This is a genomic window from Serratia sp. (in: enterobacteria) (genome assembly GCF_052400455.1).
Taxonomy (GTDB): Bacteria; Pseudomonadota; Gammaproteobacteria; order Enterobacterales; family Enterobacteriaceae; genus Serratia; species Serratia ureilytica.
The window spans coordinates 1-14,778 of sequence record NZ_CP185812.1 but is presented as its reverse complement, the minus strand read 5'-3'; the positions used below and the strand labels follow the sequence as shown (position 1 = coordinate 14,778).

The following is a 14,778-nucleotide window of genomic DNA, read 5'->3' as shown; positions in this document are numbered from 1 at the left end:
GATGCATATATCGTATATCTTTTTTTGGAGGGCCAACGATGACTCGCATCGTGATCGATTTACCTGAAGAAGACCTGCGGCAGCTCGATAATCTGAAAAATATCCGCCACGTTCCCCGGGCCGAGATCATTCGTCAAGCAGTCTCTCGCTATCTGACGGAGAACCACGTGGAAGATCCCAGCAACGCTTTCGGGCTCTGGTCCGGGGCGATGGGAGATGGCGTGGAGTACGAAAATCGTCAGCGCGAGGAGTGGGAATAATGGTGGCTCAACGGGCGTTATTCGACACCAATATCCTGATCGATTATCTCAACGGCATTCCTCAAGCCAGGGACGTTCTGGTCGAGTATCACATCAATCCGGCCATCAGCGCCATCACCTGGATGGAAGTGATGGTAGGTGCTAAAAAACAGGGTCCGGCACTGGAGCTGAAAACACGTCAGTTTTTAGGGCAATTTCTGCTGCTGCCTATTACCGATGAAGTCGCCGAACGCGCCGTAGAACTGCGCCACTCACAGCATGTGAAACTGCCAGACGCCATTATCTGGGCCACTGCGCAGGTGGGATTCCGGATGCTCATCTCCCGCAACCCCAAAGATTTCGGCACTGACAATGGCGTGTTGATGCCTTATCGGCTGTAGACGATCCGCACTACAACGTCCAGAACAGCACCGCCAGCAGCTGCGGCGACATGATGCGCAGGAACATCGCCAGCGGATATACGGTGGCGTAAGACAGCGCGGCGGCGCCGCTGGTGGGATGCAGACCGTTGGCGAACGCCAGCGCCGGCGGATCGGTCATCGACCCCGCCAACATGCCGGACAGCGTCAGGTAATTCATTTTGCCCACCGTGCGCGCCAGAATGCCGACGCTCAGCAGAGGAATGGCGGTGATTAACGCGCCATAACCAATCCATGTCAGCCCCTCGCCGTGCAGCAACGTATCGATAAAATTGCCGCCCGATTTCAAACCGACCACCGCCAGAAACAGCACGATGCCCAGTTCGCGCAGCGCCAGGTTGGCGCTCGGCGGCATAAACCAATACAGCTTGCCGATACTGCCGATGCGCCCCAGGATCAGCGCCGCCACCAGCGGCCCGCCGGCCAGCCCCAGCCGCAATGCCGCCGGGAAGCCGGGCACAAACAGCGGAATGGAGCCCAGCAGCACCCCGAGGCCGATGCCGATAAAGACCGGCAGCATCTGCACCTGCTGCAGCTTTTGTTGGGCGTTGTCGACGATTGCCGTCACCGCGTCGATGGCCTCCGGCCGACCGACCAGGTTGAGAATGTCGCCAAACTGCAGCGTCACGTTGCTGCCGGCCACCAGCTCCACACCGGCGCGGTTGAGGCGCGAAATCACCACGTCATATTTCTGCTTCAGGTTCAGATCGCGGATTTTTTTCCCCAGCACCTGCTCGTTGGTCACCACCGCCCTCACCACCTGCAGCGCGGTGCCGCGCGTCGACAGCGAAGCGTCGACCTCTTCACCGATCACCAGCCGGGCGTTTTCCAGATCTTCGCGTTTGCCCACCAGGTGCAGGTAGTCGCCGAGCTCCAGCCGCTCATGCGGCGCCGGCACCATCAACAGCTCGCCGCGTTTGAGGCGCGAACAGACGATCGCTTCACCGTTGAGCAGCGGCACGCTTTTGATCGCCATGCCCTGCAGATTGGGGTTACGCACCGCCACGTTCATGGCGTGCAACAGCTCGCGCTGATTGCCCAGGCTGCTTTCAAACGCCTGCGCCTCGCGCTCGATGTTGATGCGAAAAACCAATCGGATCAGCCACATCACCAGCAGGATGCCGCAAATGCCGAACGGATAGGCCATGGCGTAACCCATGCCCATGCCGTCCACCAACGCCGGATCGGAACCGAGATCGGTCAGGATTTGCTGACCGGCGCCCAGCGCCGGGGTGTTGGTGACCGCGCCGGAGAACACGCCGAGGATGATCGGCAGCGGCACGTCGAACAGCTTGTGCACCGCCGCCGCCACTGCGCCGCCGGTCAGCACCAGCAGCACCGCGAAGGCGTTGAGCCGCAGACCGGAGACGCGCAGCGAAGAGAAGAAGCCGGGGCCAACCTGAATGCCGATGGTGTAAACGAACAGGATCAGGCCAAACTCCTGGATGAAGTGCAGCATGTCCCCGTTCAGGCTGATTTGCCCGCTCTGGGCGAAGTGGCCGACCAGGATGCCGCCGAACAGCACGCCGCCAATCCCCAGCCCGACACCGTACAGCTTCCAGTTCCCCATCCACAGCCCAATGACGGCCGCCAACGCCAACATGCTGACGGTCAGGGCGATATCGCTCATAGGTCACATCCTTGCCAAAGTTGAATAGGGGATTTGCGGACATAGACACACAATTAACAAGGATTATGGCATCGGGCAGACGGGGGGACTGTGGCGTGCGCCACATAACGCAACGGGGGAGATCCGTCTGGATCTCCCCCACATGATGATGACCGTTTTTCAGTCGGTTATTTGGCTTCCAGCTCCGGCGTCGCGCCGATGGCGATGCGCTGAGGCTGCAAGGCTTCCGGAACCTGACGCACCAGATCGATGTGCAACAGGCCATTTTCAAATTTGGCCTCGGACACCTGCAGGTGTTCCGCCAGAGTGAAGGTCAGCTGGAACTCTTTGCACACCAGCCCCTGATGCAGGTACTCGACCTGTTTTTCCGGCGGCGTGGGTTTACCGCTGACGGTCAGCCGCGGCCCTTCCACTTCGATATTCAGTTCGCTCTGCCGGAAACCGGCCAGCGCCAGAGAAATGCGGTAGTGATTGTCATCGCTTTTCTCGATGTTATACGGCGGGAACCCCTGGGGTTCCTGGCCCCCCATGGAACTGGCCAGTTTATCAAAACCAATCCATTGACGCAGAAGCGGGGATAGATCGTAATTACGCATAGGAACAACTCCTTTCATTAAGCGAGATGTGTTTATTCAGCCCCCTGACGGCAGGCGGATTATTACTGCATATTTGCCGACAGCGTTCCTGCCGGCGAAAACGGAATTATTTAATTTCGATACGGCGCGGTTTTAATGTTTCCGGCACGATGCGCTGCATATCGATATACAGCAGACCGTTTTCCAGTTTGGCGCCTTTAATTTGAATATGTTCGGCCAGCTGGAATTTACGCTCGAAATTACGCTCAGCGATGCCCTGATATAAATAGGTTTTTTCTGCCGGTTCGTTATTGTGCGCACCGCGCACGATCAGCAGATTATCTTGCGTGGTGATCTCCAGCTCCTGCTCGGCAAACCCGGCTACCGCAATGGCGATGCGATAATGATTTTCGTCCACCAGCTCGACATTATAAGGGGGATAACCGCCGTTGCCCTGGCTCTGGCCGGCCTCCAGCGCGTTGAACAGGCGATCGAAACCAATGGCGGAACGGTATAGCGGAGAAAGATCGAAATTACGCATAAAACAGCCTCCTAAGGCACTTCAGCGAGGTTGAAATAAATACGCCTTCCATTCTGGACAGGCTAATTAAGCCAGAATTCCCTTACGGCAAATTCTCAATCCGGCTCTGATGATAAAATGGGGGTTGATTTCATCAATTCAACGGGCGAGGATCAAAAAAAGCGCTTTTCGGTTAGGTGAAAGTTTTTTTACCACTTACACTAAAGTGAGAGAGCCGCCACAGAGCGGGATTTTGCTTCTTTTAAAGCAGCAACAGGATGTTATAAATCAGCTTAATTTAGGGGCACAGCAACCCTGCAGGATGGATTAATGACGACGATGAAAGCGATAGCGACGGGCTGCATGTTGTTGGCGACCAGCGGTTGCTCCAGCGTGATGAGCCATACCGGCCCGAATCAGGGTTACTATCCCGGCACCCGCGCCAGCGTGGACATGCTGAAGGACGACAACACCAGCTGGGCGATGATGCCGCTGGTGGCGCTGGATCTGCCGTTCTCCGCAGTGATGGATACCGTGCTGCTGCCTTACGACTATCTGCGTTCAGGCAATGACGCCACCGCAGACTCGCCAAAAGCGCGCATCCTGCGCAGCGAGCAGCAGAATCTGGCGGCAACCGGCAACCCCGGCGAGGGCAACGACAGCACCGCCACACACTAATCACGCACGCAGCGGGCCATCAGGCCCGCCTTACGCCTCAACCACAAAGATCTGGTTGAATCCGGCAATCTCGCGCATAAATGCCACTTTCTTGCCATCCGGCGAAAACACCACGGCATCCCCCGACGGCGGCTGCACGCTGCGCTGCGTTAAACGCTGCAGGCGGCCGCTGGCGACCTCACACAGCATCACGCTGTTGTCACACACCAGGGCTATCGTCCCGCCCTGCGGGTGCCAGCTGAACGCCGACTGGATGTCATGCTCGCCGCGGCTGACCTGGTGCGGCTCACCGCCGTTCGGCGACACCGTCCACAGTTGCACCACGCCGCCGTCATCCTTCATCAGAAAAGCTATCTGGCTGCCGTCCGGCGAGCTGCGCAGCCAATGGCGCGGCGCACCGACCACGCCCGGAAAACGGCGTTCACCGGTAAAGGTCACCCGCCGCTGCCTGACGCCAAGCGGCGGCGCCGGCAGCTCGCTTTCCGTCCCCTGCAGCGGCACCGCGCCGGCCCTGGCGTAGTCGGCGTCGTTCTCCGGCAGATCGACGATAAACACCTCCGGCAGTTTCTCGCCGGCGGCGGACAGCGTATCGCCGATGAACGCCAGCGCCCAGCGCTGCCGGCTGCCGTCGGCCTTACGGTAGCCTTCGCGGCCAATCCAGCCTTCTTCATAGGCGCGATTGATCTGATCGCTGCCCGGCTGCGGCTGCGGCACGGTCTCGCTGACCAGCACGCAATAGTGGCTGCCGTCATATTCACGGGGATGCTGTTTCGGCGGATTGACCCCGTGCAGCGGCACAGCCACACCGACGTTACGCAGATCGCGCGCCGGATCGCATTCATGCATCACGTGATCGTTGTAGGTAAAGCTGAGGCGGCTGCCGTCCGGGCTGAAAACGTGCACGTGGCTGCCGCCGCGCAGCGCGCCGGGCGTGTAAGGTGCCGTGATATCCAGCGCGTCGAGGGTAATGGCCAACTCGCGATCCGGTTCGCTGACGATCACCCCGCGGCGGTGGTGAAAATCATACTGCCAGGCGCTGTCCGGGTGTTCCGGGCCGTGGATGAAGACGTAACGCGCCGGCGCATCGGGGCTGACCGTAACCACGCCGACGTGTGCGCCGTGCTGGGCGCGATAAACCACTTCCACCGCGCCGCTGGCGACGTTAACCCGCTCGATGCTCAGGCCGGTGAAAGAGGCGCCGCGCGGGCGCACGTCATAAGCCAGCCATTGGCTGTCCGGCGTCCAGACGTTGATATTGGTTAACTGATGCCCGCGTGGGTCGAAAGTCAGTTGTTTTTCCCGATGGCTCATGGCGGCTCTCCTGCGCATGCTGGCACTGAACGGCCATCTTACCGGATCGACAGCCGCGTTTCATATGGCCGGCGAGGACGAGCCGGGGGCTTTCCCGCGTCGAAATTTCCATGAGACTTATCGTTAAGCCTATCGACGATGCCGGCAGGAAATAAACGCCCGGCTAGCCGGCCACATTCCTGATGGGGAAACTCAACGACGCCCAAACGGTATAAGTAAAGGAAGTGAACATTATTTTATCGATTATCCTTCTCCTCATTAAATACGCCCGCAGCGACACCTTACTTAACGCAAATAAATAAAAAATTGCGCCGCTAAACGCCCGGTAATGTTTATTTTCACCGCATACGCGATGCGCCTCCCGGCCATTTCCGCTTTCTGGCCGGGTTGCCCGACGGGGTTTACAATCCATACAAAAAAGTACAAACTGGATTTTAAGTCTAAAAAGTCCGGAGCCGGTATGAACCCCCTTTTCGATGCCATTGTTTCTGCCCATCAGCAACTGCGCCCTCAGGTGCGAGTCACGCCATTGGAGCGCAGCGTGCTGCTTTCTCAGCAATTGGGTTGCGAGCTGTATTTGAAATGCGATCACCTGCAGCACACCGGTTCCTTTAAATTTCGCGGCGCCAGCAACAAGCTGCGGCTGCTGGATAACGCGCAACGCCGGCGCGGCGTGATCGCCGCCTCTACCGGCAACCACGGTCAGGCCGTCGCTTTGGCGGGGCAACTGATGGGCGTTGGCGTCACGGTTTATGCGCCGGAGACGGCGGCGAGCATCAAGCTCGACACCATTCGCGCGTTGGGCGGCACCGTGGAATTGGTGCCGGGCGATGCGCTGAACGCCGAACTGGCGGGGGAACAGGCCGCACGCGAACAGGGTAAAACCTATATCTCGCCGTATAACGACGAGCAGGTGATCGCCGGCCAGGGCACCTGCGGCATGGAGCTGGTTGAACAACTCACCGATCTGGACGCCGTGTTCGTGGCGGTCGGCGGCGGGGGTTATATCGCCGGCATCGGCACCGTTCTGCGGCAACTGTCGCCGAACACGCAGCTTATCGCCTGCTGGCCGGAAAACGCCACCAGCCTGTACAGCGCGCTGGAAGCGGGCCATATCTTCCCGGTGGAAGAGCAAGAAACCCTGTCCGACGGCACCGCCGGCGGCGTCGAGCCGGGCGCCGTGACCTTTCCGCTGTGCCAACAGCTGATCGACCGCAAAGTGCTGGTCAGCGAGGCGGAGATTAAACACGCGATGCGCCGGATAGCCGCCAGCGATCGCTGGATTATCGAAGGCGCAGCCGGCGTGGCACTGGCGGCGGCGATCAAACTGGCGCCGGAATACCAGGGTAAAAAGGTGGCGGTGGTGCTGTGCGGCAAGAACATCGTGCTGGAGAAATACCTCAAGGCCATCGCCGATGCACATCCTTAATCGGCAGCAAATCCTCGCCGCGTTCGACGCCGAGACCATAACGCCGCTGCTGAAGCAGGGTTTTATCGCCTACTCGCAACAGCGGGTGCAACAGCCGCCGGTGCAGCATTTCCTGTTCGAGCGGGCCAACGGCGACTGCTGCATCAAGTCCGCCTGGTTGGAAGGCGACGAACTGTTCGTGGTCAAGATCTCTACCGGTTTCTATCGCAATGCCGAACACGGCCTGCCGAGCAATCAGGGGCTGATGATGGCGTTCTCCGCCCAGACCGGTGAGCCGCAGGCGCTGCTGCAAGATGAAGGTTGGCTGACCGCGCTGCGCACCGCCCTGGCCGGCCGCATCGTCGCCGAGCTGTGCGCGCCGGCGCATATTCAGGCGATCGGCATTATCGGCACGGGCCTGCAGGCGCGGCTGCAGCTGCAATGCCTGAAACCGGTGACCGATTGCCGCGAGGTATGGGTGTGGGGGCGAGACGAACAGGCGCTGGCGGCGTATCGGCGCGATGCCGAAGCCGAGGGTTTCCGGGTGCGGGTTACGCAGAATGCGGCGGAACTGGCGGCGCACTGTCAGCTGATCGTGACTACCACGCCCAGCCGCGAACCGATATTGCAGGCGGCGGATATTCGGCCCGGTACGCACATCACCGCCGTGGGCGCCGACACGCCCGGCAAGCAGGAACTGGCGACCGAGCTGGTGACCCGCGCGGACGCGCTGCTGGTCGATGCCCTGGCGCAGTGTGCGGACTATGGCGAGATCGCGACGGCTTATCGGCAAAATAGGCTGATTTCAACGCCAATCGTCGAAATTGGCGCCGTCTTGGCGCAGGGAGAGCGGGTACGACGCGAGCCGCAGCACATCACCATCGCCGATCTCACCGGCTTGGCGATTCAGGATCTGCAGATCGCCAAAGGGGTGTTGGCGAAGGTATAAAGGGGCGCCGCAGCGCCCCGCTTGATCAGGCGTTGAGCACGAACTTCTCGATAGCGCGCGCCACGCCGTCTTCGGTATTGGCGCTGGTGACAAACTGCGCCACCGCTTTCAGCTCGGGAATGGCATTGCCCATCGCCACGCCGACGCCGGCATATTCGATCATCGCCGTATCGTTGGCCTGATCCCCCAGCGTCATGATGTTCTCCCGCGCCACGCCGAGATGCTCGGCCAGCATTCTCACCCCGGCGCCTTTATCGACGTTTTTGTGCAAGATCTCAAGGTAGTAAGGCGCGCTTTTCAGGATGGTGTAACGCGCGCGCGTTTCTTCCGGGATGCGCGCGATAGCGCGGTCCAGCAGCTCCGGCTCGTCGACCATCATCACTTTAGGGAAACGCATCTGGCGATCCATCTCTTCCACGCTGCGGTATTTCAGCGGAATGCCGGTCATTTCCGCCTCGTGTATGGTGTACTTGCCGATGTCCTTGTTCGGGGTATACAGGGTATCGAAATCAAACGCCTGGAAGTGAACGCCGAACTCGCGCGCCATCTGCTCGAAATGCAGATAATCCTCAAAGCCCAGCGTTTCTTGCAGAATGCAGGCGCCGTCGACCGCACGCAGCACCAGCGCGCCGTTATAGGTGATACAGAAATCGCCGGGGCCTTGAATGTCCAACTGGCGCAGATAATCCTGCACGCCGACATAAGGCCGCCCGGTGGCCAGCACCACGTGCACCCCTTTGCGCCGCGCCGCCGCGATAGCCTGCTTTACCGCCGGCGTGATTTGATGCTGCGGATCCAGCAACGTGCCGTCCATGTCGATCGCAATCAGTTCAATAGCCATTCAACGCTTCTCCCAGTGGTTTTTTCCCATGCTAACGCGTTTCAGCCTTGGCTGTCAGCGCCAAAAAAGGCCAAAAAAATCCGCGCGGGTCGCCCGGCGCGGATTTTCACAGCCATTAACGCATCAGATATCGATGTTCGCCGCTTTCAGGGCGTTTTCTTCGATAAAGGCGCGACGCGGTTCAACCGCATCGCCCATCAGCGTGGTGAACAGCTGATCGGCAGCGATGGCATCCTTGACGGTCACGCGCAGCATGCGGCGGCTTTCCGGATCCATGGTGGTTTCCCACAGCTGCTCCGGGTTCATCTCGCCCAGACCTTTATAACGCTGCACCGACAGGCCGCGGCGCGACTCTTTCACCAGCCACTCCAGCGCCTGTTCGAAGCTGTCTACCGGCTGACGGCGTTCGCCGCGCTCGATGAACGCGCCCTCTTCGATCAGCCCGCGCAGCTGCTCGCCCAGCTGGCAGATCTTGCGGTATTCACCGCCGTGGATGAAGTCGAAGTCCAGCTTATAGTCGGTATCCACGCCGTGGGTACGGATGCGCAACGCCGGCTCGAACATCTGGCGCTCGCGATTCTCGAAGATCACGAAGTCATAGCTGCTGCCGTGTTGCTCTTTGTCGTTCAGCGCCTGCACCAGCGACGCGATCCAGGTTTTCACCTTGGCTTCATCGCTGAGATCGCCTTCGTTCAGCGTCGGCTGATAGATCAGGCTGTTCAGCAGCGCGCGCGGGTAGCGGCGCTCCATGCGGCCAATCAGCTTCTGCACGCCGTAGTGCTCGGCCACCAGTTTCTCCAACTGCTCGCCGCCGAGCGCCGGTGCGCTGGCATTGGTGTGCAGCGTAGCGCCGTCCATCGCGATGGCGATCTGGTACTGATCCATCGCCTCGTCATCTTTGATGTACTGCTCCTGCTTGCCTTTCTTCACCTTGTACAGCGGCGGCTGTGCGATGAACACGTGGCCACGCTCGATGATTTCCGGCATCTGGCGGTAGAAGAAGGTCAACAGCAGCGTACGGATGTGCGAACCGTCGACGTCGGCATCGGTCATGATGATGATGCTGTGGTAACGCAGCTTGTCCGGGCTGTACTCGTCGCGGCCGATGCCGCAACCCAGCGCGGTGATCAGCGTCGCCACTTCCTGCGAAGAAAGCATTTTGTCGAAACGCGCTTTCTCGACGTTGAGGATTTTCCCCTTCAGCGGCAAGATAGCCTGATTCTTGCGGTTGCGCCCCTGCTTGGCAGAGCCGCCCGCGGAGTCCCCTTCCACCAGGTACAGTTCTGACAGCGCCGGATCGCGTTCCTGGCAGTCCGCCAGTTTGCCCGGCAGGCCGGCCAGATCCAGCGCGCCTTTGCGGCGGGTCATCTCACGCGCTTTACGCGCCGCTTCGCGCGCGCGCGCCGCGTCGATGATTTTGCCGACCACGATTTTCGCGTCGCCCGGATTCTCCATCAGGTAATCCACCAGCTTCTCGTTCATCAGCGTTTCAACCGCGGTTTTCACCTCGGAAGAGACCAGCTTGTCCTTAGTCTGAGAAGAGAACTTCGGATCCGGCACCTTCACCGACACCACGGCGATCAGGCCTTCACGCGCGTCATCGCCGGTGGCGCTGACCTTGGCCTTCTTGCTGTAGCCTTCCTTCTCCATGTAGCTGTTCAGCGTACGGGTCATCGCGGTACGGAAACCGACCAGGTGCGTGCCGCCGTCGCGCTGCGGAATGTTGTTGGTGAAGCAGTAGATGTTTTCCTGGAAACCGTCGTTCCACTGCAGCGCCACTTCCACGCCGATGTCGTCTTTCACGGTGGAGAAGTAGAACACGTTCGGGTGGATCGGGGTTTTGTTCTTGTTCAGGTACTCGACAAACGCCTTGATGCCGCCTTCGTAATGGAAGTGGTCTTCACGGTCGGTGCGCTTGTCCTTCAGGCGAATAGACACGCCGGAGTTGAGGAAGGACAGCTCGCGCAGACGCTTGGCCAGAATGTCGTACTCGAATTCGGTCACATTGGTGAAGGTCTGGTGACTCGGCCAGAAGCGCACCATGGTGCCGGTCTGCTCGGTTTCGCCCACCACGTTCAGCGGCGCCTGCGGCTCGCCGTGGCTGTAAGTTTGTTCGTGCACTTTGCCTTCGCGGCGGATCACCAGCTCCAGTTTCTCCGACAGGGCGTTAACCACCGAGACGCCCACGCCGTGCAGGCCGCCGGAAACTTTATAGGAGTTGTCGTCGAATTTACCGCCGGCGTGCAGCACGGTCATGATGACCTCTGCGGCTGAAACCCCTTCTTCCGGGTGAATGCCGGTCGGAATGCCGCGGCCGTCATCCTGCACCGATACCGAGTTGTCGGCATGGATGGTGACCTGAATGTCACTACAGTGGCCCGCGAGCGCTTCGTCGATAGCGTTGTCCACAACCTCGAATACCATGTGGTGCAGACCGGTGCCGTCATCGGTATCGCCGATATACATGCCCGGGCGCTTGCGCACCGCATCCAGCCCTTTTAATACCTTGATACTTGAGGAGTCATAAGAATTCGACATCAACGTTTCTCGCTCATTTTAGTCCTGTGGTTGAACCTCTATTTTACCCTGTTCCACGCGGAACATCTTGCCCTTTTCACCGGCCATGTCGGTCACTTGTTCAGCGCTGACCGCGCTGACAAAAACCTGGGCCTGGGTGGCTTTCAGGCGATCGGCCAGCAACCGGCGACGGCCGGTGTCCAGCTCGGAGGCAAAATCATCAATCAGATACAGGCAACGCCGCCCGCTCTGCCGGGTGAGAAACTCACCCTGCGCCAAGCGCAACGCGCACATCAGCAGCTTAAGCTGACCGCGCGATAACAAATCCTCTACCGGCGTGCCGTCGGCACGAATGCGAAAGTCCGCTTTATGCGGCCCCACCGCGGTATAGGTCAACGCCCTGTCGCGCTCAAACTGGCGCTCCAGCAGCTCGCCGTAGTCGCTCTCTTTGTCCCAGCCGCGCTGGAAGGAGAAGCTCAGGGCGAATTCAGGCAGAAACTGCGCGCAGGTCGCGGTGATATCCGCGGCGATCGCGTCGCTGTATTCCGCCCGCCATTCGCTGATGCGCTCCGCGAGCGGGATCAGTTCCTGATCCCAGGCGCGGATCTGCGCATAGCGACTCACCTGGCGCAGCGCGGCATTGCGCTGCTTCAGTAACCGTTTCAGGTTGCTCCAGGCGGTGAAAAAACCGGGTTCGTTATGAAAACAGCCCCAGTCCAGGAAAGCGCGCCGAAATTTCGGCCCGCCGTTCAGTAGGGTAAAACCTTCGGGGGTGATCAGCTGCATGGGCAGCAGCTGCGCCAGCTCGGCCACCTTGTGGCCGTCGCTGCCATCGATGCGTACTTTGCTGTCACCCTGACGGCTCTTGCTCAATCCTACCGATAGCTCGCGCTCCGCGCCTTCGATGCGGCCATGCAGCACGAACTCCGGTTGGTCGTGGCGGATCACCCGACCGGCCTGCAGACTGCGAAAGGCGCGGCCATGGCCGAGCGTATACACCGCCTCCAGCACGCTGGTCTTGCCGCTGCCGTTAGCGCCGATCAGGAAGTTGAATCCCGGCGCCAGCGCCAAATCCGCCGCCTCGATATTGCGGAAATCTTTAATCAATAAACGCGTCAGAGCCATGCAATCTCTTTACCGATGACGGTGCTGTAATTCAAGGTAACGAGACTACAACCGCATTGGCATGACAACGTAGGCCGCCGCCTGGCTGGCGCCGTCTTCGATCTGCACGCTGGAGACCGAGTCGGTCAACAGCAGGCGCACGTCTTCACACTTGAGCGCGTTCAACACGTCCAGCACGTAGCTGACGTTGAAGCCGATCTCCATCTCCGCGCCGTCGTAGCTGACGTCGAGGATCTCTTCCGCCTCTTCCTGTTCCGGGTTGTTGGCGGTGATCTTCAGCTGATTCTGGCTGACGTACAGCCGCACGCCGCGGAATTTCTCGTTCGAAAGAATGGCCGCGCGGGCGAACGCCTGCTTGAGCAGATCGCAGCCGGCTTCCAGCGTTTTGTCCGGGTTCTTCGGCAAGACGCGGCGATAGTCCGGGAAACGGCCGTCAACCAGCTTGGACGTGAAGATGAAATCGCCGACGTGGGCGCGAATGTTGTTGCTGCCGATCTGCAGCTGCAGCAGCGAATCGCCGCCGTCCAGCAAGCGCACCAGCTCCATCACCCCTTTACGCGGCACGATCACCGAATGCGACGGCAGCTGCTGGCCGATCGGCATCGAGCACACCGCCAGGCGGTGGCCGTCGGTCGCGACGGTGCGCAACTCTTCGCCCTCGGTTTCAAACAGCATGCCGTTCAGGTAGTAACGCACGTCCTGATGGGCCATCGAGAACTGGGTGGCTTCGATCAGGCGCTTCAGCGTCGCCTGCGGCAAGGTGAATTCCACCTCGCTCTGCCAGTCGTCCAGGTTCGGGAAGTCCGCCGCGGGCAGCGTGGACAGCGAGAAACGGCTGCGGCCGGATCGCACCAGCATGCGCTCGCTCTCCAGCGTGACGGCGATCTCCGCCCCTTCCGGCAGGCCACGGCAGATATCAAAGAATTTGCGCGCGGGCACGGTGGTCGCGCCCGGCTCATGCGGCTGGGACAGGGCGACGCGCGCCACCATCTCCATCTCCAGATCGGTGCCGGTCAGCAGCAGGGAGCCTTCCGTCACCTGCAACAGCAGGTTGCCCAGGATCGGCAAGGTCGGGCGGCCGCCCAGCGGGCTGCTCACCTGTTGCAGCGGTTTTAGCAGATGCTCACGTTCAACGATAAATTTCATAGCGCTATGAAGATAATGTTCTGATTAAATTGGAGAAATCTTCTTTGATGTCGTGACTTTCCTCACGCAGCTGCTCGATCTTCCGGCAGGCGTGCAACACCGTGGTATGGTCGCGGCCACCAAACGCATCGCCGATTTCCGGCAGGCTGTGGTTGGTGAGTTCCTTCGCCAGCGCCATCGCCATCTGGCGCGGGCGGGCAACGGATCGCGAACGCCGCTTGGACAGCAAATCCGCGACTTTAATCTTGTAATACTCCGCCACCGTCTTTTGGATATTGTCGATGGTGACCAGCTTTTCCTGCAGCGCCAGCAGATCGCGCAGCGCTTCGCGCACGAAATCGATGGTGATGGCCCGGCCGGTAAAGTTGGCGTTGGCGATCACGCGGTTCAGCGCCCCTTCGAGCTCACGCACGTTGGAACGCAGGCGCTTGGCGATAAAGAACGCCACTTCGCCCGGCAGGCGAATGTCGTTTTCGTCGGCCTTTTTCATCAGGATCGCCACGCGGGTTTCCAGCTCCGGCGGCTCGATCGCCACCGTCAGCCCCCAGCCGAAGCGGGACTTCAGACGATCTTCCACTCCGTTGATCTCTTTAGGGTAGCGATCCGAAGTCAGGATGATCTGCTGATTGCCTTCCAACAGGGCGTTAAAGGTATGGAAGAACTCTTCCTGCGAACGCTCCTTGTTGGCGAAGAATTGGATGTCATCGATCAGCAACGCGTCGACCGAACGGTAGTAGCGCTTAAACTCTTCGATGGCATTGTTCTGCAACGCTTTGACCATGTCTTGTACGAAGCGTTCCGAGTGCATGTAGACCACTTTGGCGTTGGCCTTGCGCGCCATGATGCCGTTGCCGACCGCGTGCAGCAGGTGGGTTTTACCCAGGCCGGTGCCGCCATACAGGAACAAAGGGTTGTAGGCGCCGCCCGGATTGTCCGCCACCTGGCGAGCCGCCGCGCGCGCCAGCTGGTTTGACTTACCCTCGACGAAGTTGTCGAAGGTGTGTTTGGGGTTGACGTTGGAGCGGTAAGAGAGCTCGGGCTGCGCCGCCGCGTTGTCCCAGCTCGGGCGCGAAGGCGCGGCCGTGCGCGCCGCCGGGGCCGCAGGAGCGCTGCTGACGCTGGCGGTCACGGTCTGGCTGATCACCTGCGTGATCGGCTTGCTGCCGACTTCAAAACGCAGCAAAGGCGCATCCGTGCCGCAGAAATCATTCAGCAGACCATTGATATTGTTTAAGTACTTATCGCGAACCCAATCCAGCACAAAACGGTTAGGCGCGTACAGCGCCAGGGTGTTGTCACTCAGTTCCGCCTGCAATGGGCGAATCCACATACTAAATTCTGTGGCAGGTAACTCATCCTGCAATCGGGCAAGACACTGCTGCCAAAGCGAAAGTGACAC

Annotated in this window: 14 protein-coding genes; 5 read left to right on the top strand and 9 right to left on the bottom strand. The window is 60.0% G+C overall.

Translation table 11 applies throughout. The annotated features are described in order from the left end of the window. Positions 1-38 precede the first annotated feature (38 nt). Entirely contained in the window at positions 39-260 is a 222-nt protein-coding gene (locus tag ACORQT_RS00070; RefSeq protein ID WP_025304767.1) for a ribbon-helix-helix domain-containing protein, read from the top strand. Further along, positions 260-640 carry a type II toxin-antitoxin system VapC family toxin gene (locus tag ACORQT_RS00065; protein WP_025304766.1) on the top strand — a complete coding sequence of 127 codons (381 nt, stop codon included), beginning with the start codon at positions 260-262 and terminating at the stop codon, positions 638-640. The genes ACORQT_RS00070 and ACORQT_RS00065 overlap by 1 nt, the downstream gene beginning before the upstream one ends. Before the next feature lie 10 nt (positions 641-650). Here the strand turns inward: ACORQT_RS00065 and ACORQT_RS00060 are convergent, their stop codons facing one another. From ACORQT_RS00060 to ibpA, 3 genes are all read right to left on the bottom strand, one after another. Further along, a complete protein-coding gene (locus tag ACORQT_RS00060; RefSeq protein WP_444859300.1) occupies positions 651-2,309 on the bottom strand; it encodes a putative transporter in 1,659 nt (552 codons plus the stop codon). A 167-nt stretch (positions 2,310-2,476) separates the two neighbouring features. Further along, complete coding sequence (gene ibpB, locus ACORQT_RS00055; protein ID WP_004933922.1) at positions 2,477-2,905, bottom strand: small heat shock chaperone IbpB; 429 nt, start codon at positions 2,903-2,905, stop codon at positions 2,477-2,479. 106 nt (positions 2,906-3,011) lie between these two features. Beyond that, on the bottom strand, positions 3,012-3,425 hold the full coding sequence (gene ibpA / locus ACORQT_RS00050; protein ID WP_004933919.1) for a small heat shock chaperone IbpA: 414 nt from the start codon (positions 3,423-3,425) through the stop codon (positions 3,012-3,014). Between the two features lie 309 nt (positions 3,426-3,734). Between ibpA and ACORQT_RS00045 the strand changes: the two genes are divergently transcribed. After that, complete coding sequence (locus tag ACORQT_RS00045; RefSeq protein ID WP_016929593.1) at positions 3,735-4,082, top strand: YceK/YidQ family lipoprotein; 348 nt, start codon at positions 3,735-3,737, stop codon at positions 4,080-4,082. Positions 4,083-4,112: 30 nt separating this feature from the next. Here ACORQT_RS00045 and ACORQT_RS00040 read toward each other — a convergent pair whose 3' ends face one another. Next, positions 4,113-5,393: a DUF3748 domain-containing protein gene (locus tag ACORQT_RS00040; RefSeq protein WP_164057670.1), complete on the bottom strand. Its 1,281-nt coding sequence runs from the start codon at positions 5,391-5,393 to the stop codon at positions 4,113-4,115. 460 nt (positions 5,394-5,853) lie between these two features. Between ACORQT_RS00040 and ACORQT_RS00035 the strand changes: the two genes are divergently transcribed. After that, positions 5,854-6,822 carry a threonine/serine dehydratase gene (locus ACORQT_RS00035; RefSeq protein WP_033645141.1) on the top strand — a complete coding sequence of 323 codons (969 nt, stop codon included), beginning with the start codon at positions 5,854-5,856 and terminating at the stop codon, positions 6,820-6,822. Beyond that, positions 6,809-7,750 carry an ornithine cyclodeaminase family protein gene (locus ACORQT_RS00030; RefSeq protein WP_164057671.1) on the top strand — a complete coding sequence of 314 codons (942 nt, stop codon included), beginning with the start codon at positions 6,809-6,811 and terminating at the stop codon, positions 7,748-7,750. The genes ACORQT_RS00035 and ACORQT_RS00030 overlap by 14 nt, the downstream gene beginning before the upstream one ends. A 25-nt stretch (positions 7,751-7,775) precedes the next feature. On the opposite strand, the gene yidA is transcribed toward ACORQT_RS00030, so the two are convergent. The 5 genes from yidA to dnaA all read right to left on the bottom strand — a co-directional run bounded on the left by yidA (position 7,776) and on the right by dnaA (position 14,778). Next, positions 7,776-8,591 (bottom strand): sugar-phosphatase, encoded by an 816-nt coding sequence (gene yidA, locus ACORQT_RS00025; RefSeq protein WP_042783383.1) that lies wholly within the window; start codon positions 8,589-8,591, stop codon positions 7,776-7,778. Between the two features lie 123 nt (positions 8,592-8,714). Next, positions 8,715-11,129, bottom strand: a complete 2,415-nt coding sequence (gene gyrB, locus ACORQT_RS00020) for a DNA topoisomerase (ATP-hydrolyzing) subunit B (RefSeq protein WP_004933898.1) — start codon at positions 11,127-11,129, stop codon at positions 8,715-8,717. Between the two features lie 18 nt (positions 11,130-11,147). Further along, positions 11,148-12,233, bottom strand: a complete 1,086-nt coding sequence (gene recF, locus ACORQT_RS00015) for a DNA replication/repair protein RecF (RefSeq protein WP_444859299.1) — start codon at positions 12,231-12,233, stop codon at positions 11,148-11,150. A 45-nt stretch (positions 12,234-12,278) separates the two neighbouring features. Next, on the bottom strand, positions 12,279-13,379 hold the full coding sequence (dnaN, locus tag ACORQT_RS00010; RefSeq protein ID WP_004933892.1) for a DNA polymerase III subunit beta: 1,101 nt from the start codon (positions 13,377-13,379) through the stop codon (positions 12,279-12,281). Between the two features lie 4 nt (positions 13,380-13,383). Further along, a complete protein-coding gene (dnaA, locus tag ACORQT_RS00005) occupies positions 13,384-14,778 on the bottom strand; it encodes a chromosomal replication initiator protein DnaA (protein ID WP_004933889.1) in 1,395 nt (464 codons plus the stop codon).